Below are 23015 nucleotides of genomic sequence, written 5' to 3' on the forward strand. Positions count from 1 at the left end.
GGATATCCAGAAATATCGCGCTGATTGGGGGGTTGTTACTCTAACCACCGCTGGGCTCATGGTGAGGTTGTTTGCCATTCTCGGCATGGACCGGTCAGCCATTGTGGTAATTCTCGACGTCAACGAGGGTCGCGGGCGCCGACCTCGACGTGGTCGCCGCGGAATCCTGGTCCGTGAGCGCGAACACCAGGGACGCCGCGATCGTGCCCACGAGAATGCCGGTGAGAATGCCGAGACCGAACGGTTTCATCGCGTACTCCCCGTGAATTCACCGGCCGCCGGGTTCGGCTCCCCGCCGTTCGTCGGGAATAGGTGCCCGCCCTGAGGGAGGGTGTCGGCCCGGGCGGAGACCGCGGTCACCGCGCCCGCCGACACCGCGACGATCAACACGCCGACCGCCACACCCACGAAGTAGGAGGGCCTGCGCCACACGGGTGCGGGCTCGACCAACGTCTCCTCGTACTCCACCGGCACGGCGGCGACCGGCAGCGGCGCGGAAAAGACCCGCACGTCGTCAGGAGGCGGTACCGCGCGGTGGACCGGCACGTCCTCGGCCGGCGGCACCCCCGGGTGGACCGGCACGTCGTCAGGAGGCGGCGTGCGGACGCGTGATTCCTCGGGCGGGGGCGGGGCGGGGACGACCAGCACGTACTCGGGCGGCGGGGGTCTGTGCCCGGCAGCCGCCGCGTCCTTGCCCGGCAGCGGGTCGAGCGCGTCGAGAGGGTGCTCATGAGGGAACCGCGCGGGTGTGGCGGTGGCCTCCGCCCGCGCACGTGACCCGCGGGTCACCGGAGCGCTCGGATGCGAACGCGGCTTGCGCGCGCCGGGCACGCTCGGGCGCGACCGAGCCTTGCGCGTGACCGGGGTGCTCGGATGCGAGAGGGGTGCGAGCGTGACGGGCTCCTCCTGGTTCGGCCAGGGCGCGAGCGCGACGGGCTCCTCCCAGTCCGGCCGCGACGCCAGCGCGACGGGCTCCTCCCGGTTCCGCGACGGCGCCAGCGTGGCGGGATCGTCCCGGTTCCGCGACGGCGCCGGCGTGGCGGGATCGTCCCGGTTCCGCGACGGCGCCGGCGTGGCGTCCCCGGGCGGTACGCGGTCGTCCGGCCCCGCTCTGTCCTCGGCCTCGCGCAGGAGCTCCGGCACCGTGTCGCGGTGGGCGACCCCGGGGCGGCCGAGCAGCCTGTGCACCAGGTCCACGGCGGTCGGGCGGGCCGAAGGGTACTGGCGGCGGCACCCGGCGATCATCGTACGCAGCCCCGGCGGCAACGCGTCGAGGCCGGGCTGCGCGTCGGCGGCGGGCCGCCGCCCGGTCGCCGCGAACACGATCACGTCCGCCCAGTCCCTGACGTCCTGCGACGGGAAGTCGCTCGTACGCGGCCCCGGCGCGAAGAACGCCCGCCCGTTGTGCGCGATCATGACGTTCCCCGGATGGAGCCGCAGCCCCGCGATGCCCGCCATGTGCAGCCGCGCCAGGGTGGCCGCGACGTCCAGCGCGAGGCGGTGCAGCGCCTCGCCGCGGAACGGTCCGCCCGCCCTGACGACGTCGGCGAGCGACTCGCCGCTTCCGAGGTAATCGCGCGGCCTCAGAGCCAGGCCGGCGTCCCATCCCTGAAATTCCATGGCATCCCCCACCAGGTCGGCGCGTGCCGTCAGGGGGTACGCCGTTGGCCGCCGGAGGGTTCAACGCCATAGGCGATGGGTTTTCCGGCGACCGGCCAACGCGGACACTTCCGCCTCTGCAATCACAAAGTGCACAATGGCAACTGCAAAGTCATCATCTGGTAATAACCGGTACAGAGAATGATCACCGCGATGACCCCGCGGAGGAGGCCTCTTGGACATCGATCACACCAGCATGGAGAACAGCGGCAGGGCGATCCACGCCGAGGGCGGCGAATTCGACGCAAGCGTCAAGCCGCGCCGCGAGCGGTTGGAAGCCCTCATCCCCCACTTCGGCAACCCGGCCACCGACGAGGCCGCTCGGCTCTTCCGCAAGGGAGCCGACGGCCACCCCGGATTCGACAGCGCCTACGAGGACCTGACCACGGCCCACCACAACCTCCGCAAGGCCTACGAGGACATCGGCAACGCCGTCGTCGGGATGAGCAGGAACGTGCAGGCGGCCAACTGGGCCAGCATGGTCGACAAGAACGCGTTCATCAAGGATCTGGTCGACTTCGCCCGGCGGAAGGACGACGAGGTCAGCGTGCCCACGACTCCGGTGGAGCGGGCCTGACGAAGGAGGTGGACGCATGCCCATCGGGCTCGCGACCAAGGTCGCTCTGGGCGGGATGGCCGGTGCCGGCGTGGCCGGGCTGCTGGCGCCCGAGTTCCTGTTCGGCATCTCCTATCTCGAAGGAGATCCGGACAAGCTCCGCGAGGCGGCCGACGTCCTGGACGGCATCGCCGACGAGATCGACCGGCACTTCCGGCAGGCGAACGCCGCCGCCGAGACCGTCTGGGAGAAGAGCCAGGACGAGGCGGTCGACGAATTCAAGCGCTTCTGGACCGAGCAGTACGGCCCGGCGGTTCTCGCGGTCTCCCTCAAGCACCGGAACGCGGCCAATGCCTGCCGGGCCTACGCCGACGTCATCGAGAAGGTCAACCACGCGCTGAGGGTGCTGTGCGCGATCTTGACGGTGGACATGATGTTCACCATCGGATACCAGGTGGTGACCTGGAAGATCCTGCAAGCGATCATGAAACGGCAGGCGATCCTCCTCCGTTACACCGCGAACCGCTTCGTCATCCTGCTGTTACCCACCTTCGCCTACTACGTCGCCGACAGCGCGGCGTACGCCACGGGCGAGGTGGTGCTGCCCCTGGGGCTCAACACCTTGGGCGGGATCAAGACGGACCTGTCCGGCAACGACGTCAGGTCGGCCGACTACAACCTCACCCAGTTCCGCGAGCACTTCGTGGCGAACATGGCCTTCGACGGCGTCGCGGACGGCACGGCGGCGCTGATGGCGAAGGTGCCGGGGCTGCGGACCATCGGTACCAACATCCCCCTGCCGAACGGGATGAAGCTGAACAACGGCAGCTTCGTGCCCCGGATGGTCGCCTCGACCACGTACTCGATGACCATGGACGCGCAGCACGGGGACAATCCCCTGCCCGGCTCGGAGCACGGGCTGACCGAGCAGGAGATGTACCAGAAGTTCCTCATCCACGGGACGCGCAGTTTGATCCCGCGCGTCAAGTGAACCGGCGAGGACCCGCTACCGGCGGCGGGACTCGCCCCGCTCGTCGCCCTCCAGGTAGGGGCGCGTCACCTCCATGAGCTGACGCGCCGCGTCCTCCGTCGCGCGCCGCGACAGGTCCATGATCGTGTCGGCCAGCTCCTCCGAGCCCAGCCTCATCGCCCTGGGATCGATGCGCAGAGCGGTCAGCTGCCCCGACGACGAAACCCGCACCTTGACCTTGCCGTCGGGGCTCTCCGCCTGCCCGACCACCTCACCGACCCTGTCGATGGTCTCGGAGAACTCCCTGGAGTTCGCCCGGAACTCCGCCATGATCCGGTCGAGTTCGAGATCGCCGGTGTGAAGATCGCGTTCCGCCATAAGGCATTATGCACCCGAAGTTCAGACCAGTTGAGCGGCCGGGTGATCCATCGGCTTGACCTTGACGCGACGTCAACGTGTCCCATGGGGAGTGTCGAAGCGAGAAGAGAGAGGACACCCGATGGGCAAAGCCGCACTGCGGATCCTGGGCTTCGAGGTGAAGGGGTTGGCGGCCGTCGGGTTATGGCTCGCGCGCCGCCGCCACGGCGTGCCCCCGGGCGCGACCGCCGTGACGTACGCGAAGGAGCAGTACTTCACGATGTCGCTGATGATGTTCGCGATGGTGGTCGAGGCGGTGGTCGTGGACCTGCTGCTGGTCGCCATGAGCGCGCCCGCGGGAGTGCGGTACGCGGTGCTGGTCCTCGACGTCTACGGGCTGCTGTTCGGGCTCGCGCTGGTCGCGGCCTGCGTCACCCGGCCGCACGTGGTCACGGCCGACGAGGTGCGCATCAGGTACGGGGCCTACCTCGACGTGCGCGTGCCCCGCCACCTGATCGCCTCGGTGCACACCAGCCGGAGCTACCACGAGCGTGCCATGATCGCGGTCGCGGACGGCCGGCTGACCGTGGCCGTCGCCTCCACGGCCAACGTGACGATCCGGCTGACCGAGCCGATCACCTTCGAGCGCCCGCTCGGCGCCGTCGCCGAGGCCCATACGATCCGCTTCTTCGCCGACCGGCCCGAGATCCTCGTGACCGCGCTGCGCGCCGAGGACGCCGTACGTCCGTGAGCCCCGTGGGTTCCTTCCATGCGCGTCGAGGTTGGTCTCTAGGCGAACCCCATTTCGGGGGTTAACGTCCATACAGCACCATCTCTGGATCTTTCACCCTCGACTCAGATGGAGGCGCTGCCATGCCGCTCACCTGGAGAAAAGGCATGAGATCGGCCATCGTCGCAGCCTGTACGACCCTCGCGTTAGCCATGGCCGGCGTCCTGCCGGCCGGGCCCGCACAGGCCGCCGCCCCGCCGGACATCTCGCTGGCCAACGTCAAAGCGCACCTCACCCAGCTCCAGAGCATCGCCACCGCCAACGGCGGCAACCGGGCGCACGGCCGCCCCGGCTACCTGGCCTCGGCCAACTACGTCAGGGACCAGCTCAACGCCGCCGGGTTCACCACCACCCTGCAGTCGTTCACCTACAACGGCGCCACCGGCTACAACGTCATCGCCGACTGGCCGGGCGGGGACCCCAACGACATCCTGATGATCGGGGCGCACCTCGACAGTGTCACGGCGGGGCCGGGCATCAACGACAACGGCTCGGGCAGCGCGTCCATCCTGGAGACCGCGCTCGAAGTGTCCCGCCAGGCCCTCCAGCCGGCCAAGCACCTGCGTTTCGCCTGGTGGGGGGCGGAGGAGCTGGGGCTGCGCGGGTCCCAGTTCTACGTCAACAACCTGCCGGCCGCGGAACGGGCGCGGATCAAGGGGTACCTGAACTTCGACATGGTCGGCTCCCCCAACGCCGGATATTTCGTATATGACGGCGACAACTCGGATGGGACGGGCGCTGGACCCGGCCCCGCCGGATCCGCCGCCCTGGAGCGGACCATCCAGGACTACTTCACCTCGATCGGCGTGCCCACCCGGGGCACCGACTTCGACGGCCGCTCCGACTACGGGCCGTTCATCGCCGTGGGCATTCCGGCGGGCGGCACATTCACCGGCGCCGAGGGCATCAAGTCCAGCGCCCAGGCCACGCTGTGGGGCGGCACGGCCGGGCAGGCGTTCGACGTCTGCTACCACCGCTCCTGCGACACCACGGCCAACATCAACGACACCGCCCTGAACAGGAACGCCGACGCCATCGCGTACGCCGTGTGGACCATCGCCACCGCCGTGCCGCCCGTCGTGGTGTGGCAGGACACGTTCGAGACGGCGACCGGCTGGACGGTCAACCCGGGCGGCACCGACACCGCCACCCTCGGCCTCTGGGAGCGAGGTGACCCCGAGGCCACCACCTCGTCCGGGGCCAAGCAGCTCGGCACCACGGTCAGCGGCACGAACGACCTGGTCACGGGCAGGCTGGCGGGCGCGGCCGCCGGCGACTACGACCTCGACGGCGGCGTCACCTCGATCCAGTCGCCGCCGATCACACTGCCCACGGGCACGCTGAACCTGTCGTTCTCGTGGTATCTGGCGCACGGTTCGAACGCCTCCAGCGCCGACTACCTCCGGGTCCGGGTGGTCGGCAGCACCACGACCACCGTGCTCAACCAGGCCGGCGCGGCCACCAACCGCAACGGCGCCTGGGGCAGCACCACGGCGAGCCTGAACGCCTTCGCGGGCCAGACGGTCCGCATCCTCATAGACGCGGCCGACGCCTCAGGAGCCTCCCTGGTCGAGGCGGGCGTGGACGACGTCAGAATCACCCGCTAGCGCCCGCGGCCGACCCGGCTCACGGGCAGCGCACCCCCGGCCGGCCCGGCCCACGGACAGCGCGCCCCCGGCCGGTCCGGCCCACGGACAGCGCATCATCCGTGGGCCGGGCCGGATCCGGTGGTGTCAGCTCACGCTCTGGGCCGCCATGGTGGCCGCCGCCCGGGCGGCCGACGACCGCGCCGGGATGGAGCGCAGGTCGAAGGCGAACCTGGCGACGGAGTCGGCGATGGCGTCCGAGTCCACGTCCAGCGCCGTCGCGTTGATGTTGGCGATCGTGTCGCACGCCTGGTGGTAGCAGACGTCGTACGCGACCCCCGCCGTGCCGCCGAACAGCGCCGCCTCCTCGGGCGTCTTGATGCCCTCCGCGCCGGTGAAGATGCCGCCGGCCGGGATGCCGACCGCGATGAACGGCCCGTAGTCGGAGCGGCCGTCGAAGTCCGTGCCCACGGTCGGCAGCCCGCGCGAGCCGTAGAACTTCTCCAGTTGCTTCTCGATCTGGGCGGATCCGGGCGGGCCCGCGGGCGAGCCGACGGCGTCGGAGTCGTCGCCGTCGTAGAGCTTGTAGGCGTAGTTCGGCGAGGCGACCATGTCGAAGTTCAGGTAGACCCGGATGCGGTCCCGCTGCGCCTGCGACAGGGAGTCGACGTACTGGTCGGAGCCGAGCAGCCCGATCTCCTCGGCGGCCCAGAAGGCGAAGCGCACCTTGTTCTTGACCGGGTAGAGCGCCATCTGCTCGGCCACTTCGAGGATCGCGGCGCTGCCCGAGCCGTTGTCGTTGATGCCGGGGCCGACGGTCACGCTGTCAAGGTGGGCGCCGACCATCACGACGTTGCGCGAGTCACCGAAGCGGGACTCCGCGATCACGTTGTCGTTGGTGCCGAGCACGAGGTTGGAGTCGACCTTGAGCCGGACGGTCGCACCCGGCGTGGCGGCCAGCTCGTTGCCCACGGCGAAGTCGGTGAAGACCATCGGGATCCCGGCCCGCCACTCGCCGATGTCCAGCGGGAAGGCGTCGGTCCTGCCCGGCTGGCCCTCGTTGAAGACGATGAGCCCGGAGGCCCCGGCGGCGGCCGCGTTGTTCACCTTGTCGACGAAGGCGCAGGTGCCGCGCTGGACGAGGGCGATCCGCCCAGGTACGAACCCGGCGAAGTCGGCCGTCTCGCAGCCGCTGGTCGAGGTGGGCGTCGGGGTCGGCGGCAGGGTCAGGTCCACGCCCTGAACCTGCGCGGTCACGTCACCCGCCGGCGAGGGCTGGAAGGAGACGAAGTCGTCGTTCGGCACGTACGACTTCGGGTTGGGCGCGGTCACGTCCAGCACGGGCGGGCTGTTCTCGGACCAGCTCTCCACGAAGTCGATCGGCTCCAGCGTGACCTTGTATCCGGCCTTGCGCAGCTTGTTCGCCACGTAGTCGCGGGAGGCGTTGTAACCGCTCGTGCCGGCCGCCCGGTTGCCGCCGTTCGCGCTGGCGATGGCCTGCAGGGCGTCCAGGTGCTTCTTGACGTTGGCGCCCTTGACCTGCTTGACCAGCAGCTTGGCGAAGACGTCGTCGAGGCCCGTCGCCTGGGCCGGAGTGGCCGCGACCGTCAGGGCCAAGGGTAAGGAGAGTGCGGTGATCAGTGCGATCACGGTTTTGCGCATAGGGGTTCCCCCTGCTCGGCGTGAAAAAGAATCGCGGCCTGTCCCCCGAGCGCCGCTTACGGAACGTAACCCGAGCCCGATCCGCTGAAAAGACCCACTATGGCGTCCTAATCCGGACACCTGCCTATTCGGCGGCCCGCCGCGCGCGGGCCCGGCGCTTGCCCTCGTGCATCGCCTGCACGCGGGCGACCGGGATCGTGTGCCCCTCCTCGATCAGGTCGGCGGGCAGTTGCTGCGGCGCGGGCATGAGCTCGGCCCACGGGTCGCCCTTCAGCAGGCCGGGCGCGGTGCGCATGGTGAGGTCGGCAGGCCGTACGCTGTCGAGCTCGTCCCAGGGCAGGGGGAACGACACGGGGGTGCCGGGACGGATGCGGGGGCTGTAGGCGGCCACCACCGTGGCGCCGCCCGCCCTGGTGGAGTCGAGGAAGACCTTGCCGGCGCGGTCCTCGCGGATGAACGCGGTGGTGGCCAGTGCCGGGTCCAGCCGCTCCGCGCGGGCGGCCAGGGCGCGGGTGGCCGCCGCAAGGTCCTCCACCGCCGTGCCCGCCGTCACCGGCACGAACACGTGCACGCCCTTGGCCCCGCTGGTCTTGACCGCGCCGGTCAGCCCGGCGTCGGCGAGCGCCTGGCGTACCAGCAGGGCGCCCCGCACGGCCAGCGGGAAGGCGTCGCTGCCGTCGGGCGGGTCGAGGTCGAGCACCATGTGGGTGGCGTGGTGGCCGACGAACAGCGCCGGGTGGTATTCCACGGCCCGCTGGTTGCCGAACCACAGCAGCGTGCGCCGGTCGTTGCACAGCGCGTACGTCACCTGCCTGCGTGACGCCTCGGCCCAGTGGGACACCGACTGCACCCAGTCGGGGGCGTATTTCGGCAGGTTCTTCTGCATGAACGGCTCTTGTCCCGGGCGTACCCGGATGACCGAGAGCGCGCGGTCGCGCAGGGCCGGGATGATGCGGTCGGCGACCGCGTCGAGATAGTCGACCAGGTCGCGCTTGGTCGCGCCGGACCCGTCGAACAGCGGCTGGTCGAGGTTGGTCAGCGCCACCCCGTCACGCGTCTCATCGCCGGCCACCCGCCCTACGATGCCCATTGTCCATACCTGAGGTCAACCATAAGGAGCACCCGTTTTGACCCGTTATCTGTACCTGACCCGGCACGGCGAGGCGTCGCCGGACGGTCACGGGCTGACGGCCGCCGGCCGCCGCCAGGCCGCGCTGCTCGGCGAGCGGCTCCGGGACGTCCCGTTCACCGCCGTCCACCACAGCCCGGTCGGACGCGCCGCCGAGACGGCCCGCCTCATCGGCGAGCACCTCCCCGGCGTCCCGCTGCACGCCTGCGAAGCGGCCGGCGACTACGTCCCGTACGTCCCGACGAGGGAGGAGCTGTCCCCGGAGCACGCCGACCGGCTCCTCGACTTCGTCCACCAGTTCCCCGACCACGAGCAGGGCGCGGCCCTCGCGCGCCAGGCCCTCGACCTGTTCACCGGCCCGGCAGCCGAGGGGACCGCGCACGAGCTGGTCGTCACCCACAACTTCCTGGTCGGCTGGCTGGTCCGGGCCGCCCTGGACGCCCCGGAATGGCGCTGGCTCGGCGTCAACCACTGCAACGCCGCCCTGACCGTCATCCGGTACGCCCCGGACCGCCCGTCGTCGGTGCTCCTGTTCAACGACATGGCGCACCTGCCCGCCGAGCTGCGCTGGACGGGATTCCCGCCCGAGCTGCGCGTCTAGGGGCTCTTGGCCATCAGCTCGCGCTCCTCGCGGGTGGCGATGAGCCCGGCGGGCGCCACGATCTTCGACTCCTCGAACGGCGCCTCCGTGCTCGGCAGCGGCTCCCTCACCCTGATCGCCTTGATCCACACCCGTGCCGCGTCCAGGATCACCACGATGATCAGGACGGCGAACAGCGCCGCCAGGATCCCGTCCACGGTGGAGTTGACCACGATCTGCTGCATCGCGGCGGGCGTCTTGGCGGGCGCGAGCAACTGCCCCTGGTCCAGCGCCGTCTGATAGCGGTCGCGCTGGGCGAAGAAGCCCAGCGCGGGATCGGGCGAGAACACCTTCTGGTAGCTGGCCGTCAGCGTGACCGCCACGTCCCAGGCCAGCGGCACGCCCGTCACCCAGGCCCACTTGAGCCGCCCGCTCTTGATCAGCAACGTGGTGGCCACGGTGAGCGCCACCGCGGCCAGCAGCTGGTTGGCGATGCCGAAGAGCGGGAAGAGCTGGTTGATGCCGCCGAGCGGGTCGTTGACGCCCTGATAGAGGAAGTAGCCCCAGGCCGCCACGACGACGCCGCTGGTCACCACCAAGCCCGGCCACCAGCTCACCCGGGAGATCGGCTTCCACAGGTTGCCCAGCGTGTCCTGGAGCATGAACCGCCCCACCCGCGTCCCCGCGTCCACGGTGGTGAGGATGAACAGCGCCTCGAACATGATCGCGAAGTGGTACCAGAACGCCTGCCACCCCGCTCCCCCGAGGAAGCCGGAGAAGATCTGCGAGATGCCCACCGCCAGCGTGGGCGCGCCGCCCGTCCGGGCGATCAGCGTCTCCTCCTGTACGGCCGTGGCCGCCGCCTGCAACTGCTCGGGCGTGATCACGAAGCCCATGTTGGTGACCGCCTCCGCGGCGGTCTGCACGGTGGCCCCGACGACGCCCGCCGGGGAGTTCATCGCGAAGTAGAGGCCGGGGGTCAGCACGCAGGCCGCGGTGATGGCCATGACGGCCACGAACGACTCCATCAGCATGGAGCCGTAGCCGATCATCCGGACCTGTGTCTCCTTCTGGATCATCTTGGGCGTCGTGCCGGAGGAGATCAGCGAGTGGAACCCCGACAGCGCCCCGCAGGCGATGATGATGAACACGAACGGGAACAGCGACCCGGCGAAGACCGGCCCCTTGCCGTTGAAGGCGAAGTCGGTGAACGCCGTGGTCTGCAGCGCGGGGGAGGTGACGGCGATGCCGATCGCGATGAGCGCGATGGTCCCGATCTTCATGAACGTCGACAGATAGTCGCGCGGCGCGAGCAGCATCCACACGGGCAGCACGGCGGCCACGAACCCGTACGCGATGAGCCACAGCGACAGCGCCGACGGGCTCAGCGTGAAGAACGGCGCCCAGCTGGAGTCCTGCACCCAGCCGCCGGCCACGATCGCCAGGATCAGCAGGACGACCCCGATCACGGTGGTCTCGACCACCCGGCCGGGCCGGATCACCCGCAGGTAGAAGCCCATGAACAGGGCGATGGGGATCGTCATCGCGATGGAGAAGACACCCCACGGGGACTGCGCCAGGGCGTTGACCACGACCAGCGCCAGCACCGCCAGCAGGATGATCATGATGGCGAAGACCGCGACGAGCGCCGCCGCACCGCCGACCGGGCCGATCTCCTCGCGCGCCATCTGCCCGAGGCTGCGGCCGTTGCGGCGCATGGAGAAGAACAGGATCACCATGTCCTGCACCGCCCCGGCGAAGATCACCCCGGCGATGATCCAGATGGTGCCGGGCAGGTAGCCCATCTGGGCCGCCAGCACCGGGCCGACCAGCGGCCCCGCTCCGGCGATGGCGGCGAAGTGGTGGCCGAACAGGATGCGCCGGTCGGTCGGCTGGTAGTCGATGCCGTTGTCCAGCCGCTCGGCCGGGGTGGCCCTGCGGTCGTCGGCCCGCAGCACCTTGCGCACGATGAACCTGGCGTAGAACCGGTAGGCGATGGCGTACGAGCCCAGCGCGGCGGCCAGCAGCCAGACCGCGTTGACGTTCTCGCCCCGGGACAGGGCGAGCACCGCCCACCCGACGGCACCGACGACGGCGACGGCCGTCCAGATGATGATGGAACGCAACTTCACCGGTTACCTCCCATATTTCAGTCGTATACCGGGCGCCCCAGGCAGCAGCGCAGTCCGGCGTCCGGCGGCAGATCGGTGGTGAAGCGCCGCCAGCGCCACACCGGACGGAAGTCGATCGTGACGGGGAGCTCGACGAGATGCACCCACGCGACCGGATGGGCATAGACCGGCTCGGTCCCGAGGCGGCGGGTCCGGCGGGGCAACCGGGAGCGGCGCAGCGGCCTCATCGAGAACTCCCCCGCGTCCGCACAGCAGAGGCCGGTCACGTGCCAGTCGAAGAAGATCACTTCTTCGTCGCGGAGGGCGGCGCGAGCGGCGGGCGTCAGCGTGACAAGGGACATCTGGCGCTCCTGAAGATCAGGTAGCACAGAAATTAACGTCGGCCTTCCCATCGCGGCCGACTTTGAAACGCGGGCGTCCGACGCCGAAATGGTCCTGAAACCGGGGCGTTCCGCGCCGGAGACCGGGTGAGCGTCCCACGCCGAAACCCGGGAAAGGGTACGCCCCCGGCACCCCGCCGCGAAGGCGGAGGCCGGGGGCGCGATGCCGCTCCTGTCAGGCGGTCACGACTTCTTCCAGGGTTCGAAGTAGGCGACCGTGGCGAAGTCGACCTCCAGGCCGTACATCGGGTCGCCGCTCATCGCGGCCGAGCCGGTCACGAAGATCCGCACGCCGGTGCCGGCGGCCGTGTCCACGGCGAGCGCGTGCGCGTCGTCCGACTGGCCGGCGGTGCCGTCGTAGCGGCCGGTCCAGACCGGCTCGCCGGTCGCCGGGTCGTACGCGATCGTCAGGAAGTCGGTGCCCCGGCTGGCGTCGTCCGAGCTCTGGCCGGTGATGAGCACCTTGCCGCCGTCCGGGGTCACGGCCACGTCCCAGGCGATGTCGTCGGCGCCCGCCTGCCCGCTGTGGCGTCGCACCCACGAGCGCTGACCGGTGGCGGGGTCGTAGGCGATCGTGGTGTAGTCCGACCTCGTGCCCTCGCCGTCGGTGTTGCCGGTGACGAACAGCCTGCCGCCGTCGGGCGACAGCGCCAGGTCGTGCGGGTTGTCGCTGCCGTGCGCCGGGCCGTCGAAGGTGTCGGACCAGAGCTCCTTTCCTGTGGTGGTGTCGTAGGCGACGGTGGTCATGTCGGTCTGCGTCCGCGGGTGGGAGGTGGCGCCGCTGACGAAGACGGCCTTGCCGTCCGCGGCCACCTCCATCGCCGAGGGGATGTCGAGCCCGTGCGCGGGGCCGTCGAGCTGGGCGGCCCAGAGCTGGGCGCCGGTGCCGGCGTCGTAGGCGACGGTGCCCCAGTTGGTCAGGCCCGTGCCGTCCTCGCCCGCGCTCTGGCCGGTGACGAAGATCTTGGACCCGTCCGGGGCCACGCTGATCTCCCTGGCGTCGTCGGTGCTGCCGCCCGGCCCGTCATAGTGGGCCAGCCACGCCTGCGTGCCGTCCTCGGCCCGGTAGGAGACCGTGAAGTAGTCCTCCTTGCCGCCCTCGCCCAGCGAGGTCATGCCGGTGACGTAGACGTTCTTGCCGTCCGGGCTGAGCGCGAGCCCGTTGCCGTTGTCGGTGCCGGCCGCCACGCCGGCGTGGCGCGCGACCCACACCTCCGCGCCGGTGGCGGTGTCGTACGCGATCGTGACGGCGTCGTTGCCGGTGTCCGACCCCGCGCTCACGCCGACGACGTAGAGCCTGCTGCCGTCGGGGCTCACCTCGATCGCCGACGGCTCGTCGTAGTCGCCGCCCGGACCCCGGTAGCCCTTGCTCCACACCTCGGCGCCGGTGGCCGCGTCATAGGCGACCGTGGCGATCTGCGGGCTGAGCGCCCCCGGCGTGCTGCCGTAGCTCGCGCCGGAGACGTAGACCCGCTTGCCCTTGGGGTCGAGGGCGATCTGCTCGGCGGAGTCGCTGCCGCCCGCGGCGCCGTACGTGGCGGCCCACGCCTCGGGCACCGGGCGTACCACGACCGGGACGCGTACGGTGTGCTTGCGCTGCTCCTGCCAGGTGAGCTGCCCGCCCACGTAGGCGTTCATCGGGGCCGTGGTCCGGGTGAACGTGACCGTGAACGACTTCGTCTCGCCGCGCTTCAGCCTGAGCGTGCTCGGGCTCACCTTGGCCTCGATGCCGCGCAGGCCGCTGAGGGAGGCGGTGTAGGTGGCGGTCGAGCGGCCCACGTTGGTGACCTCGCGCGTCACCGTCTGGGTGCCCGGCAGCCTGCCGATCGCGATGGAGGGCACGTTCATGTCGCTGGCGTCGAAGGAGTAGCCCTTCTTGGCGAGCTGGTCGCACATCTCCTGCTGCACGCCCTTGGTGTTGCCGCACAGGAACGCCAGCCAGTCCTTGACCCCGCTGTCGTAGACCAGGCCGGGGTCGGCGGCGCTGTTCGGGCGGACGTGTCCTGCGCCCTGGCCGAAGATCACCGACGGGTCGGTGCCAGGGCCGTCCTTGACGTCGTAGCCGCTGGTCATCAGCGCCGACTTGACGGCCATCGGCGACCAGTCCGGGTGCAGGTCCTTCAGCAGCGCGGCGAGGCCGGCGACGTGCGGGGTCGCCATCGAGGTGCCGCTGGCGAAGTTGAACTCGGCCCCGCCCGCCCCCGGTGGCGCGAACGCCGCCAGGATGTCCTGCCCAGGGGCGATCAGGTCGGGCTTCAGCAGGTCGCCACCGCCCGCGCTAATGGGCCCGCGCGAGGAGAACTCGGCCACGTACGGGGCCGGGACGTCGTCGATGATCCTGGCCTGCTGGACCGTGGCCGTCGCGCCCTCGGTCGCGGCGTAGTCCTTGACCGCCTGCCGGTCCTTGAGCGCGAGGTGCACGGTGGGCACGGAGTGCAGGTCGGCGTTGAGCGAGTTGTCGTCGGTGTTGGTGAGGATCATGCCGATCCCGCCCGCCTCGGCGACGGCGACGCTCTTGTTGACGCGCGGCGTCACCCCCCGGTCACAGACGACGATCTTGCCCCGCGCCTTGGCCGGGTCGAGCACCGGCTTGCCGCCGTTGTCCCTGGCGGCGTAGCACTGCGCCACGAGCGTCGGGTCCGCGCCCGGGAGCCCCACCGCCGCGGCGTCCACCAGCGGCGCGGGACCGGCCTTCGTCGCGGCCAGGGAGGCGCCGCTGTAGGAGGTGCCGTTGCCGAGCGTCACCGAACCCTGCGTGCCGCGGTTGTGCGTGCCCGCCGCGACCGTCGTCACCCACGGGGACGGGTGCTCGACCGTGGCGGCGGCCGGGCCGCTGTTCCCGCCCGCGACCGAGACGAACACGCCCGCCTCCGCGGCGGCCATGAACGCCACCTCGGCAGGGTCGAGGAAGTCCGTGGCCGTCCCGGAGACCGAGTAGTTGATGACGTCCACGCCGTCGGCCACCGCCTGGTCGATGGCGGCGACCAGGTCCGAGTAGTAGCCGTTGGCGGTGGAGGCGTCCTGGGTGGACCAGAGCGCCTTGTACGCGGCCACCCGGGCGCGCGGCGCGATGCCGCTGATCGACCCGAACCCCGCCGCCGGGCCCGTCACCGGGACGTCGTGGTTGCCGGCCGCCGTGGAGGCCGTGTGCGTGCCGTGGCCGTTGTAGTCGCGCGGTGACAGGAACTCCCAGGGGAGCTGCTGCTTGACGCCCTCGTCACCGCCCCAGCCGGCGTCGAAGTGCCGGGCGGCGACGAGCTTGCCGTTGCACAGGCCGCCGTTCCAGGACTCGTCCGGGGCCTGCCGCGTGCAGGTGCCGGTGAAGCCGGGCAGCTTCCCGTACCGCCTGCCGCTGCCGTCGGGGTCGGCGAAGCTCTTGCTGTCCGCCCAGATGCCGCTGTCGATCACGCCGATGACCAGGCCGTCGCCCGCGCCCTCGCCGTCCTTGCCGCCGGTGGGGCCGCCGAGCTGGTCCCAGAGGCCGCCGCGGGCGTCGAGGCCGAGGAAGGCGGGGGTCGAGGAGGTCTGTACGGAGACCTTCCTGTCCTCGGTCACGGCCACCACGTCCGGCAGTGTCCGCATCTGCGCCGCCTGGGAGGCGGTCAGTGTGGCCGCGAAACCGCCGTACGAGTAGAGGTACTCGTAGACCTTCTTGCCGCCGACCCGCCTGAGCGCGGCGTCGTGCCGGCCGCGCAGGTGGTCGGCGTACCTCGTCACCTCGGTGGACCCGGGCTCGATCTTCTCGCCCTGGTCGGGCTTGGTCTTGGCCAGTCCCGCCACGTCGCCCTCGTAGGTCGCGACGGGGTCGGGCGCCATCTGCACAATGTAGGTCTTCTGCTCTTCCGGCGCGGCCTGCGCTGAGGCCGCGCCGGGCCAGGCGAGCCCGGCCAGGATCAGCCCGGCCGCCGCCGCCGTCGCCAATAACCGTCGGGAAATTCCCGGAGATCTGGACAGGTCCATCGTCGCCCCTCATACATCGCCGCTGATCGCGGACGACCGCCGAGGCTATTCAGCGGCTCTCGGGGAGGGCATCCGTACCGTATACGGATTTTTGTCCGGCCCTTAACGGAAGTTGGTGATCCGGTAGCCTGTTCGTGCTGATACGCCAGGTAGGGGGTGGGCCGTCATGCCCGGGGGACCGGCCCGCTTCGCCCCCTCGGGTGCCCTGTCCAGGGTGCTCATCGGCCGCCGTGCCGAGCTGGCCCTGCTGCGCGCGGTCATCGCCGCCCCGCCCTCCCTCGCGCTGATCGAGGGCGAAGCCGGCATCGGCAAGAGCCGGCTGGTGGGCGAGCTGCTCGCGACGCCCGAACTGGCAGGGACGCGGCGGCTGATCGGCCAGTGCGAGCAGCTCCAGGAGCCGCTGCCGCTCTCCCCTGTGCTCGACGCCTTCCGCCAGGCCGGCGCCGAGCTCGCCGCCTCCCGGCCGGCCAACCCCGTCGTGGGGGCGCTCGCGCCGCTGCTCCCCGAGCTGGCCGATTACCTGCCGCCGCCGCTGCCCGCGCTGCCCGACCAGCGGGCGGAGCGGCACCGGGTGTTCCGGGCGGCCCTCGCGCTGCTGGACCACCTGAGCCCGCTGGTGCTGGTCCTGGAGGACGTGCACTGGGCCGACGGCGGCACGCACGACTTCCTCGCCTTCCTCGCCGCCCACCAGCCGCGCGAGGTGTCGGTGATCCTCACCGTACGCATCGAGGCCGGGCCGCTGCCGATCCGCGAGGCGTTCGCGCGGGCGCCCGCCGGCCCGGCCAGGACCGTCGCCCTCACCCCGCTGAGCCCGGCCGAGGTGGCGGAGCTGGCGGGCGGCATCCTGCGGGCCGAGCTGCCCCGCGCCTTCGCCGTGCCCCTCTACGAGAAGACCGGCGGCATCCCGTTCGTGGTCGAGGAGGTGCTGCGCACGCTGCTGGAGCAACTGCCCGCGGACGAGATCCCCGGCCGCCCCGACGTGCTGGCCGAGCTCGCCGTGCCCACGGTGTTGCGTGACGTGCTGCTGCAGCGCCTGGCCGCGCTCGACGACGCGGCGCGGGAGATCCTGGGGGCCGCCGCCGTGGTCGGCATGACGCCGGACGAGCGGGTGCTCGCGGAGGTCGCGGGCAGCGGGCCGCCGGCCGTCGCCAGGGCGCTGGCCCAGGCCCAGGCCGTGGGGCTGCTGCACGAGGAGGACGGGCGGTGCCGGTTCCGGCACGCGCTGGCCCGGCAGATCGTGTACGAGTCCGTGCCCGTGTCCAGCCGCCGCTGGCTGCACCTGCGGACCGCGCAGGCCCTGGAGAGCGCGGCCAGGACCGGGCCGGGGCCGCGGCCGGTGGCCAGGCTGGCCCATCACTACCGGCACGCGGGTCGCCCGGCGGAGTTCGTGGGCAACGCCGAGGCCGCGGCCGACACCGCCTTCTCCCACGGCGACGACGCCACCGCGGCCCGGTTCCTGCTGCAGGCGCTGGAGATCGGCGAGCTGTCCCGCGAGGCGCGCGTACGGCTGGCCGTCAAGCTCGGCCGGGCCGCGGTGGACGGGCTGGCGCACGCGGAGGCCGTACCGATACTCGAACGCCTCCTGGCCACCGAGCCCCTGCCCGCCCACCTGCGCGGAGAGCTGCGCTTCGCGCTCGGCCGCATGCTGCGCCAGGTGGGTGAGGTGCGCGCCGGGCACCTCCAGATCGAGGGCGCGCTGGAGGACCTCGCCGACCGGCCGGCGCTGCTCGGGCGGGCGCTGGCCGTGCTGTCCGCGCCGGAGACCGTCGTGGACCGGCACGTCGGCGAGCACGCCGCGCGCTGCGACCAGGCAGAGGAGGCGGCCCGGCGCAGCGGCGACCCCGACGTCCGGATCGCGGTACGCATCGCCAGGGCCTCACTCCTGCTGGAACAGGGCGATCCTGGCAGCCGCAAGCTGATTGACGAGCTGCTGCGCGACGACGGGTTGCGGGCCGTGCCGCGCGAGCACGCGCGGGCCTGCGTCAACTGGGCGCAGGGCGCCCTGCACGTGGGCCGGCTGGACCTGGCCGAGGACCTGCTGGCCGAGGGGCGGCAGGTCGTGGACCAGGCGGAATACCTGCGGCTGACCGAGATCGTCGAGCTGGTGACGGCGGCTGTGAACCAGGCCGCCGGGCGGTGGGAGGGGCTGGAGGAGCGGGCGCGCCGGCTGGCGGGCACGGGCGCGAAGGTGGAGGCCGCGTCCCTGGACTGGCTGCTGCTGCACGCGCGGCTGCTCGCGGCCACCGGCCCGGCCGAGAAGGCGGTGGCCCTGCTCGGTGACGTGATCGAGACAGCCGAGCGGGTGGGGGCCGTCTGGCCGCTCATCCCCGCCCGGATGACGCTGTCCCGGCTGCTGCTGACCCTGGACGACGCCGCCGGGGCCGCCGATCACGCCACGGCCGCGCTGGCCCACGTGCGGGCCAAGGGCAACTGGGTGTGGGGGGCGGAGAGCGTTCTGTGCCTGGTGGACGCGCTGGACGCGATGGGTGGGGCCGGTCAGGGCGCCGAATTGGTGGACGAGCTGAGCGCGGGGATCTCGGGCGCGGACGCGCCGATCGCGCAGGCGGCGCTGCTGGGCGCCCTCGCGGTGCTGGCCCGTACCAGCCATCCGGTGAAGGCCGACCGGCTGCTGGACGCCTCGCGTACCACGTTGCGGGCGGCGGGGCTGCGCTACGAGGAGGCCCTGGCCGCCGAGCGCCTGGGCCGGTGGCGCTGCGAGCGCGGGACGGCCGACGGCGGGCCGCTGCTGGAAGGCGCGCTGCGCCTGTACGGGGGGCTGGGCGCGGACCGGGACATCGCGCGGATCTGCCGGGTCATGCGGCAGAACGGGGTGCCGATCCCCTATCCGTGGCGGGGCGGGCGGCCCTCGCACGGGCAGCGGCTGTCCTCGCGGGAGCACGAGGTGGCACTGCTGGCGGCGCAGGGGAGGACGAACCAGGAGATCGCCACCGAGTTGTTCCTGTCCAGGCGCACCGTGGAGAGCCACGTCGCCAACGCGCTGCGCAAGCTCGGCCTGCTGTCCCGCAAGGAGCTGCGCGGGCTGCGGCTCCCCGACGCGCCGAACGGCCCGCCGTCGGACACCCGGAGCGGGTCGCTCACGGAGCCCTGACCCCTCGTGCGGCCCCGGGCGTCAGCGGGCGGGCAGCGAGTCCAGCCAGGCGATCAGGCGGTCGCCCTCGCGCGTCATGACGGTGGGGTCGCGCAGGGCGTTGGTCAGCAGCGACATGCCCTGGTACGCGCCCACCAGCGTCAGGGCGAGCCCGTCGGGATCGGGCTGCCCGAGGTCGCGGAACTGGCGTTCGACCCAGTCGAGGAGCAGCCGGATGACCTTGCCCGCGGCCACGTCCAGCCCGCCCTCGGCGCGCTTGTCCAGCTCGGCGGCGAGGGTGCCGGTCGGGCAGCCGTACTGGGCGGCCAGGTCGCCCTGGCTGACCCATGCCGCCACCAGCCCCTTGAGCCGCTCGCGCGGATCGGGCAGCTGGTCCAGCCGGTCGGTGAGCAGCCCCAGCTGGCGGGCGTGCTCGGTGAGCGCGGCGGCGACCAGGTCGTCCTTGGTCTTGTAGTAGTAGTAGACGTTGCCCACCGGGACGTCGGCGGCACGGGCGATGTCGGCGATGGTGGTGCGCTCCACGCCCTGCTGGTGGACGACCTGGGCAGCCGAGATCATCAGCCGCTGCCGCTTGGCACTCGCCGTCTCCGCCCTGGACCCCTTGGAGTCAGCCACCTGACTCACTATAGGCGCCACCCGGCCCGATCGCGCACCGCCCGCCCAGCCCGTCCGGGCGGCATCAGCTCGCCAGTGCCGCGCTGATCTGGGTGACGGCGGCGAGCAGGGGGACGGCCAGTTCGCCGAGACGGCGCTTGGGGCAGCGGACGCTGGGGACCGCGACGGCCGCCGCGGCGACCGCACGGCCCGCGGCGTCACGCACGCAGGCGCCCACCGCCCGCACCCCGCGCTCGCTCTCCTCGCTGTTGACCGCGTAACCCCGGCGGCGCGCGGCCTCCAGCTCACGGCGCAGCGCGGCCAGGTCGTCGATCGCCGCGGCGCCACGGGACACGCCCCGGGGATAGAGGGCGCGCAGCTCCTCCTCGGGCAGCTCGGCCAGCAGCGCCTTGCCGCCGGAGGTGGCGTGCGCGGGCAGCAGCATCCCGATCCTGCTGCCCACGTGCAGGGCCTGCGGCCCTTCGACCCCGTCCACGAACCGCACGCCGTTGCCCTGGAGCACCATCAGGTGGACCGTCTCCCCGACCTCCTGGTTGAGCTCGCGCAGGTGCGGGTGGGCCATGGTGACCAGGTCGGGCGGCCCGAGGCCGGTCTCCCGCAGCGGGCTCAGCGCCGGCCCCGGGCGGTAGACGCGCCGGGCGTCCTGGATCGCGAAGTCGTGGAAGACCAGCATCGCCAGCACCCGGTGCGCGGTCGAGCGGGCCACCCCGAGATGGTCGGCGACGTCGGCCACCCGGACGTCCCCGCGCTCCCGCAGGAACTTGAGCGTCACCAGCGCGTTCTCCACCGCTTTGAGCGGATAAGTGGGCTGATTCTGCATGCTGGAATGTTAGCAGGGCTAAGTTCCACGCAGCGAGCACCTGTAATACGGTCAAAATGCCGGTTGTGACCGGCTTCGCATATGCAAGGAGTGGACTGCATGACGACGATCGAGCAGGATGAGGCCGCGCTCGACCAGCTCTACAAGGACTTCGGCGAGCACAACCTGATCCCCCTGTGGACCGCCAGGGACGACCTGATGCCGCTGACCCCGCAGCCGGCCGCCGTCCCCTACGTGTGGCGCTGGTCCGACCTCTACCCGCTGGCGCAGCGCTCGGGCGACCTGGTGCCGGTCGGCCGGGGCGGCGAGCGCCGGGCCATCGCGCTGGCCAACCCGGGGCTGCCCGGCCTGCCGTACGCGACCCCCACCCTGTGGGCCGCCATCCAGTACCTCGGCCCGCGCGAGGTCGCGCCCTCGCACCACCACACGCAGACCGCGTTCCGGTTCGTGATCGACGGCGAGGGCGTCTGGACGAACGTCGAGGGCGACCCGGTGGCCATGCGCAGGGGCGACCTGCTGCTCACCCCGAGCTGGGCCTTCCACGAGCACCAGAACGTCAGCGACAGCCCGATGGCCTGGATCGACGGCCTGGACATCCCGCTGGTGCACCAGCTCGACGCCGGGTTCTTCGAGTTCGGCCCGGACAAGCTCACGGTCACCGAGACCCCGGACCGCTCGCGCAACGAGCGGCTGTGGGCCCACCCGGGGCTGCGCCCGCTCGGCGCGCCGGACCAGCCCAGCTCGCCGCTGATGGCCTACCGCTGGGCGCACACCGACGCGGCGCTGACCGCGCAGCTCGAACTCGCCGACGAGGGGCACCCGACCGCCCTCGGCCCGGGTCACGCCGGGGTGCGCTACAGCAACCCGACCACCGGCGGGGACGCGCTGGTGACCATCCGCACCGAGTTCCACCGGCTGCGGGCAGGGGCGCGAACCGAGCCCAGCCGCATCGTCGGCTCGGCGGTGTGGCAGGTCTTCGAGGGTGAGGCCACGGTCACGCTGGGCCAGGAGCGGTTCTCGGTGCGCAAGGGCGACCTGTTCGCCGTACCGTCCTGGTGTGAGTTCGCGCTGGCGGCGGAGACGCAGGTGGACCTGTTCCGCTTCAGTGACGAGCCCGTTTACGACGCACTCGGCTTCACCCGCCTCGCGCGGCAGGCCGCCGGCAGGCAGGAGACCCGATGAAACTCGCCACCATCCGTGTCGCCGGGCAGACCCGCGCGGTGCGCGTCGACGCCGACCGCGCGGTCGAGCTCGGCCCGGCCGACCTGGTGGAGGTGCTGCGCCGGCCGGACTGGCGCGTCACCGCGGCCGCCGCCGACGGCCCCGCCCACCCGCTCGACGGGCTGGACTACGCGCCCCTCGTGACGTCGCCCGAGAAGATCATCTGCGTCGGGGTCAACTACCGCAAACACATCGAGGAGATGGGCCGCGAGGCGCCCGCCTACCCCACGCTCTTCGCCAAGTACGGCCGCGCGCTGATCGGCGCGTACGACGACATCGTGCTGCCCGCCGCGTCCGAGGCCATGGACTGGGAGGCGGAGCTGGCCCTGGTCATCGGCACCGAGGTCAGGAACGCCGACGAGGACGAGGCCAGGGCCGCCATCGCCGGTTACTCCGTGCTCAACGACGTGACCGCCAGGGACTGGCAGTACCGCACCCTCCAGTGGTTGCAGGGCAAGACGTTCGAGGCCACCACGCCGCTCGGCCCGTGGCTGGTCACGCCGGACGAGGCGCCGGCCACCAGCGGCGAGATGAGCTGCGAGGTCGACGGCGAGGTGATGCAGCGCACCGACGTGTCCGACATCCTCTTCAACCCGGTGCAGCTCGTCTCCTACATCTCGAAGATCATCACGCTGGCGCCCGGCGACGTGATCGCCACCGGCACCCCCGGCGGCGTCGGGCACGCCCGCAAGCCCCCGCGCTACCTGTCCGACGGTGCTGTGGTCACCACGCGGATCGAGGGGCTCGGCGAGTGCCGCAACGTCTGCCGGCTGGAGAAGGCATGACAGTGCCCGCACCGGCGTGGGTCCAGGAGGGCACCGCGCTGTTCGAGCGGACGCTGGGCAAGATCGACGACGCCGGCCTGGACGCGCCCTCGGCGCTGCCGGGCTGGCGCCGCCGGCACGTCGTCGCGCACGTCGCCAGCAACGCCGACGCCCTGGTCAACCTGCTCGACTGGGCCCGTACCGGGGTGGAGACCCCGATGTACGCCTCGCCGAAGCAGCGGGCGGCCGACATCGAGGCGGGCGCCGCGCTGCCGGCCGGTGACCTGCGGGCGAAGCTGGAGGCCGCGCACGCCCGGTTCGCCCGGGAGCTCGCGGGCATGCCCGTCACCGCCTGGGACGCCGAAGTACGCACCGCGCGGGGCCGTACGGTGCCCGCCTCCGAGGTGGTCTGGATGCGTACCCGGGAGGTCTGGGTGCACGCGGCCGACCTGGACGCCGGCACGAGCCTGCGCGACGTGCCCGCCGACGTGCTCCGCGCGCTGGCCGGGGACGCCGCGGCGGCGTTCGCGGCCGGCCCGGAGGCGCCGCGCGTGACGATCACCGCCACAGACACCGGCGACCAGTGGGAGCTGGGCCCGCTGGACACGCAGGAAAGCTCCCCTGCGCAGGTGCGCGGGGAGCTGGCGGAGGTGACGGCCTACCTGCTCGGGCGGCCGGGCGCGGCCGCGGGACCGGCACTGCCGGCCTGGCTCTGACCGCCGAAC

19 protein-coding genes are annotated in these 23015 nt (G+C 71.9%); 9 read left to right on the plus strand and 10 right to left on the minus strand.

Annotated elements, in window-relative coordinates; genetic code table 11:
• Positions 1-94: 94 nt before the first annotated feature.
• Positions 95-250: a hypothetical protein gene (locus BLS95_RS55655; protein WP_176993188.1), complete on the minus strand. Its 156-nt coding sequence runs from the start codon at positions 248-250 to the stop codon at positions 95-97.
• On the minus strand, positions 247-1620 hold the full coding sequence (locus BLS95_RS14650) for a serine/threonine-protein kinase (protein ID WP_090931530.1): 1374 nt from the start codon (positions 1618-1620) through the stop codon (positions 247-249). Before BLS95_RS14650 ends, BLS95_RS55655 begins: the two co-directional genes overlap by 4 nt.
• A gap of 214 nt (positions 1621-1834) precedes the next feature.
• Between BLS95_RS14650 and BLS95_RS14655 the strand changes: the two genes are divergently transcribed.
• Together BLS95_RS14655 and BLS95_RS14660 are read left to right on the plus strand one after the other, a co-directional pair.
• Positions 1835-2236: a hypothetical protein gene (locus BLS95_RS14655; protein WP_090931531.1), complete on the plus strand. Its 402-nt coding sequence runs from the start codon at positions 1835-1837 to the stop codon at positions 2234-2236.
• A gap of 16 nt (positions 2237-2252) precedes the next feature.
• Positions 2253-3206, plus strand: a complete 954-nt coding sequence (locus BLS95_RS14660) for a WXG100-like domain-containing protein (protein ID WP_090931532.1) — start codon at positions 2253-2255, stop codon at positions 3204-3206.
• 15 nt (positions 3207-3221) lie between these two features.
• Here the strand turns inward: BLS95_RS14660 and BLS95_RS14665 are convergent, their stop codons facing one another.
• Positions 3222-3563 carry a YbaB/EbfC family nucleoid-associated protein gene (locus tag BLS95_RS14665; RefSeq protein WP_090931533.1) on the minus strand — a complete coding sequence of 114 codons (342 nt, stop codon included), beginning with the start codon at positions 3561-3563 and terminating at the stop codon, positions 3222-3224.
• A 121-nt stretch (positions 3564-3684) separates the two neighbouring features.
• On the opposite strand from BLS95_RS14665, the gene BLS95_RS14670 reads away from it, so the two are divergent.
• Positions 3685-4293, plus strand: coding sequence for a hypothetical protein (locus BLS95_RS14670; RefSeq protein WP_090931534.1), 609 nt, complete (start codon positions 3685-3687; stop codon positions 4291-4293).
• A gap of 146 nt (positions 4294-4439) precedes the next feature.
• The gene (locus tag BLS95_RS14675) at positions 4440-5939 is read left to right on the plus strand and encodes a M28 family peptidase (protein ID WP_090931535.1); all 1500 of its coding nucleotides are present in this window, start codon (positions 4440-4442) and stop codon (positions 5937-5939) included.
• Positions 5940-6065: 126 nt separating this feature from the next.
• Here BLS95_RS14675 and BLS95_RS58995 read toward each other — a convergent pair whose 3' ends face one another.
• Both BLS95_RS58995 and BLS95_RS14685 read right to left on the minus strand, forming a co-directional pair.
• Positions 6066-7580 carry a M28 family metallopeptidase gene (locus tag BLS95_RS58995; RefSeq protein ID WP_090931536.1) on the minus strand — a complete coding sequence of 505 codons (1515 nt, stop codon included), beginning with the start codon at positions 7578-7580 and terminating at the stop codon, positions 6066-6068.
• Positions 7581-7704: 124 nt separating this feature from the next.
• Positions 7705-8670 carry a DNA polymerase domain-containing protein gene (locus tag BLS95_RS14685; RefSeq protein WP_090931537.1) on the minus strand — a complete coding sequence of 322 codons (966 nt, stop codon included), beginning with the start codon at positions 8668-8670 and terminating at the stop codon, positions 7705-7707.
• Between the two features lie 37 nt (positions 8671-8707).
• On the opposite strand from BLS95_RS14685, the gene BLS95_RS14690 reads away from it, so the two are divergent.
• On the plus strand, positions 8708-9310 hold the full coding sequence (locus tag BLS95_RS14690; RefSeq protein ID WP_090931538.1) for a histidine phosphatase family protein: 603 nt from the start codon (positions 8708-8710) through the stop codon (positions 9308-9310).
• On the opposite strand, the gene BLS95_RS14695 is transcribed toward BLS95_RS14690, so the two are convergent.
• The 3 genes from BLS95_RS14695 to BLS95_RS59000 all read right to left on the minus strand — a co-directional run bounded on the left by BLS95_RS14695 (position 9307) and on the right by BLS95_RS59000 (position 15761).
• Entirely contained in the window at positions 9307-11421 is a 2115-nt protein-coding gene (locus BLS95_RS14695; RefSeq protein WP_090931539.1) for a carbon starvation CstA family protein, read from the minus strand. The two genes, BLS95_RS14690 and BLS95_RS14695, sit on opposite strands and share 4 nt — an antisense overlap.
• A 17-nt stretch (positions 11422-11438) precedes the next feature.
• Positions 11439-11762, minus strand: coding sequence for a hypothetical protein (locus tag BLS95_RS14700; protein WP_090931540.1), 324 nt, complete (start codon positions 11760-11762; stop codon positions 11439-11441).
• A gap of 222 nt (positions 11763-11984) precedes the next feature.
• Positions 11985-15761 carry a S8 family serine peptidase gene (locus tag BLS95_RS59000; protein WP_090931541.1) on the minus strand — a complete coding sequence of 1259 codons (3777 nt, stop codon included), beginning with the start codon at positions 15759-15761 and terminating at the stop codon, positions 11985-11987.
• A 166-nt stretch (positions 15762-15927) separates the two neighbouring features.
• On the opposite strand from BLS95_RS59000, the gene BLS95_RS59005 reads away from it, so the two are divergent.
• Positions 15928-18870 (plus strand): helix-turn-helix transcriptional regulator, encoded by a 2943-nt coding sequence (locus BLS95_RS59005; RefSeq protein WP_090931542.1) that lies wholly within the window; start codon positions 15928-15930, stop codon positions 18868-18870.
• Positions 18871-18891: 21 nt separating this feature from the next.
• Here the strand turns inward: BLS95_RS59005 and BLS95_RS14715 are convergent, their stop codons facing one another.
• Positions 18892-19485: a TetR/AcrR family transcriptional regulator gene (locus BLS95_RS14715; protein ID WP_245765057.1), complete on the minus strand. Its 594-nt coding sequence runs from the start codon at positions 19483-19485 to the stop codon at positions 18892-18894.
• A 64-nt stretch (positions 19486-19549) separates the two neighbouring features.
• Complete coding sequence (locus tag BLS95_RS14720; protein WP_090931543.1) at positions 19550-20305, minus strand: IclR family transcriptional regulator; 756 nt, start codon at positions 20303-20305, stop codon at positions 19550-19552.
• Positions 20306-20404: 99 nt separating this feature from the next.
• Here BLS95_RS14720 and BLS95_RS14725 point away from each other — a divergent pair, with 99 nt between their 5' ends.
• From BLS95_RS14725 to BLS95_RS14735, 3 genes are read left to right on the plus strand one after another with little or no spacing between them, the layout of a single operon-like run.
• Entirely contained in the window at positions 20405-21487 is a 1083-nt protein-coding gene (locus BLS95_RS14725) for a cupin domain-containing protein (protein WP_090931544.1), read from the plus strand.
• Positions 21484-22311 carry a fumarylacetoacetate hydrolase family protein gene (locus BLS95_RS14730; protein ID WP_090931545.1) on the plus strand — a complete coding sequence of 276 codons (828 nt, stop codon included), beginning with the start codon at positions 21484-21486 and terminating at the stop codon, positions 22309-22311. Before BLS95_RS14725 ends, BLS95_RS14730 begins: the two co-directional genes overlap by 4 nt.
• On the plus strand, positions 22308-23006 hold the full coding sequence (locus BLS95_RS14735; protein ID WP_090931546.1) for a maleylpyruvate isomerase family mycothiol-dependent enzyme: 699 nt from the start codon (positions 22308-22310) through the stop codon (positions 23004-23006). Before BLS95_RS14730 ends, BLS95_RS14735 begins: the two co-directional genes overlap by 4 nt.
• The last annotated feature ends 9 nt before the right edge of the window (positions 23007-23015 follow it).

The organism is Nonomuraea jiangxiensis (genome assembly GCF_900099965.1).
Taxonomy (GTDB): Bacteria; Actinomycetota; Actinomycetes; order Streptosporangiales; family Streptosporangiaceae; genus Nonomuraea; species Nonomuraea jiangxiensis.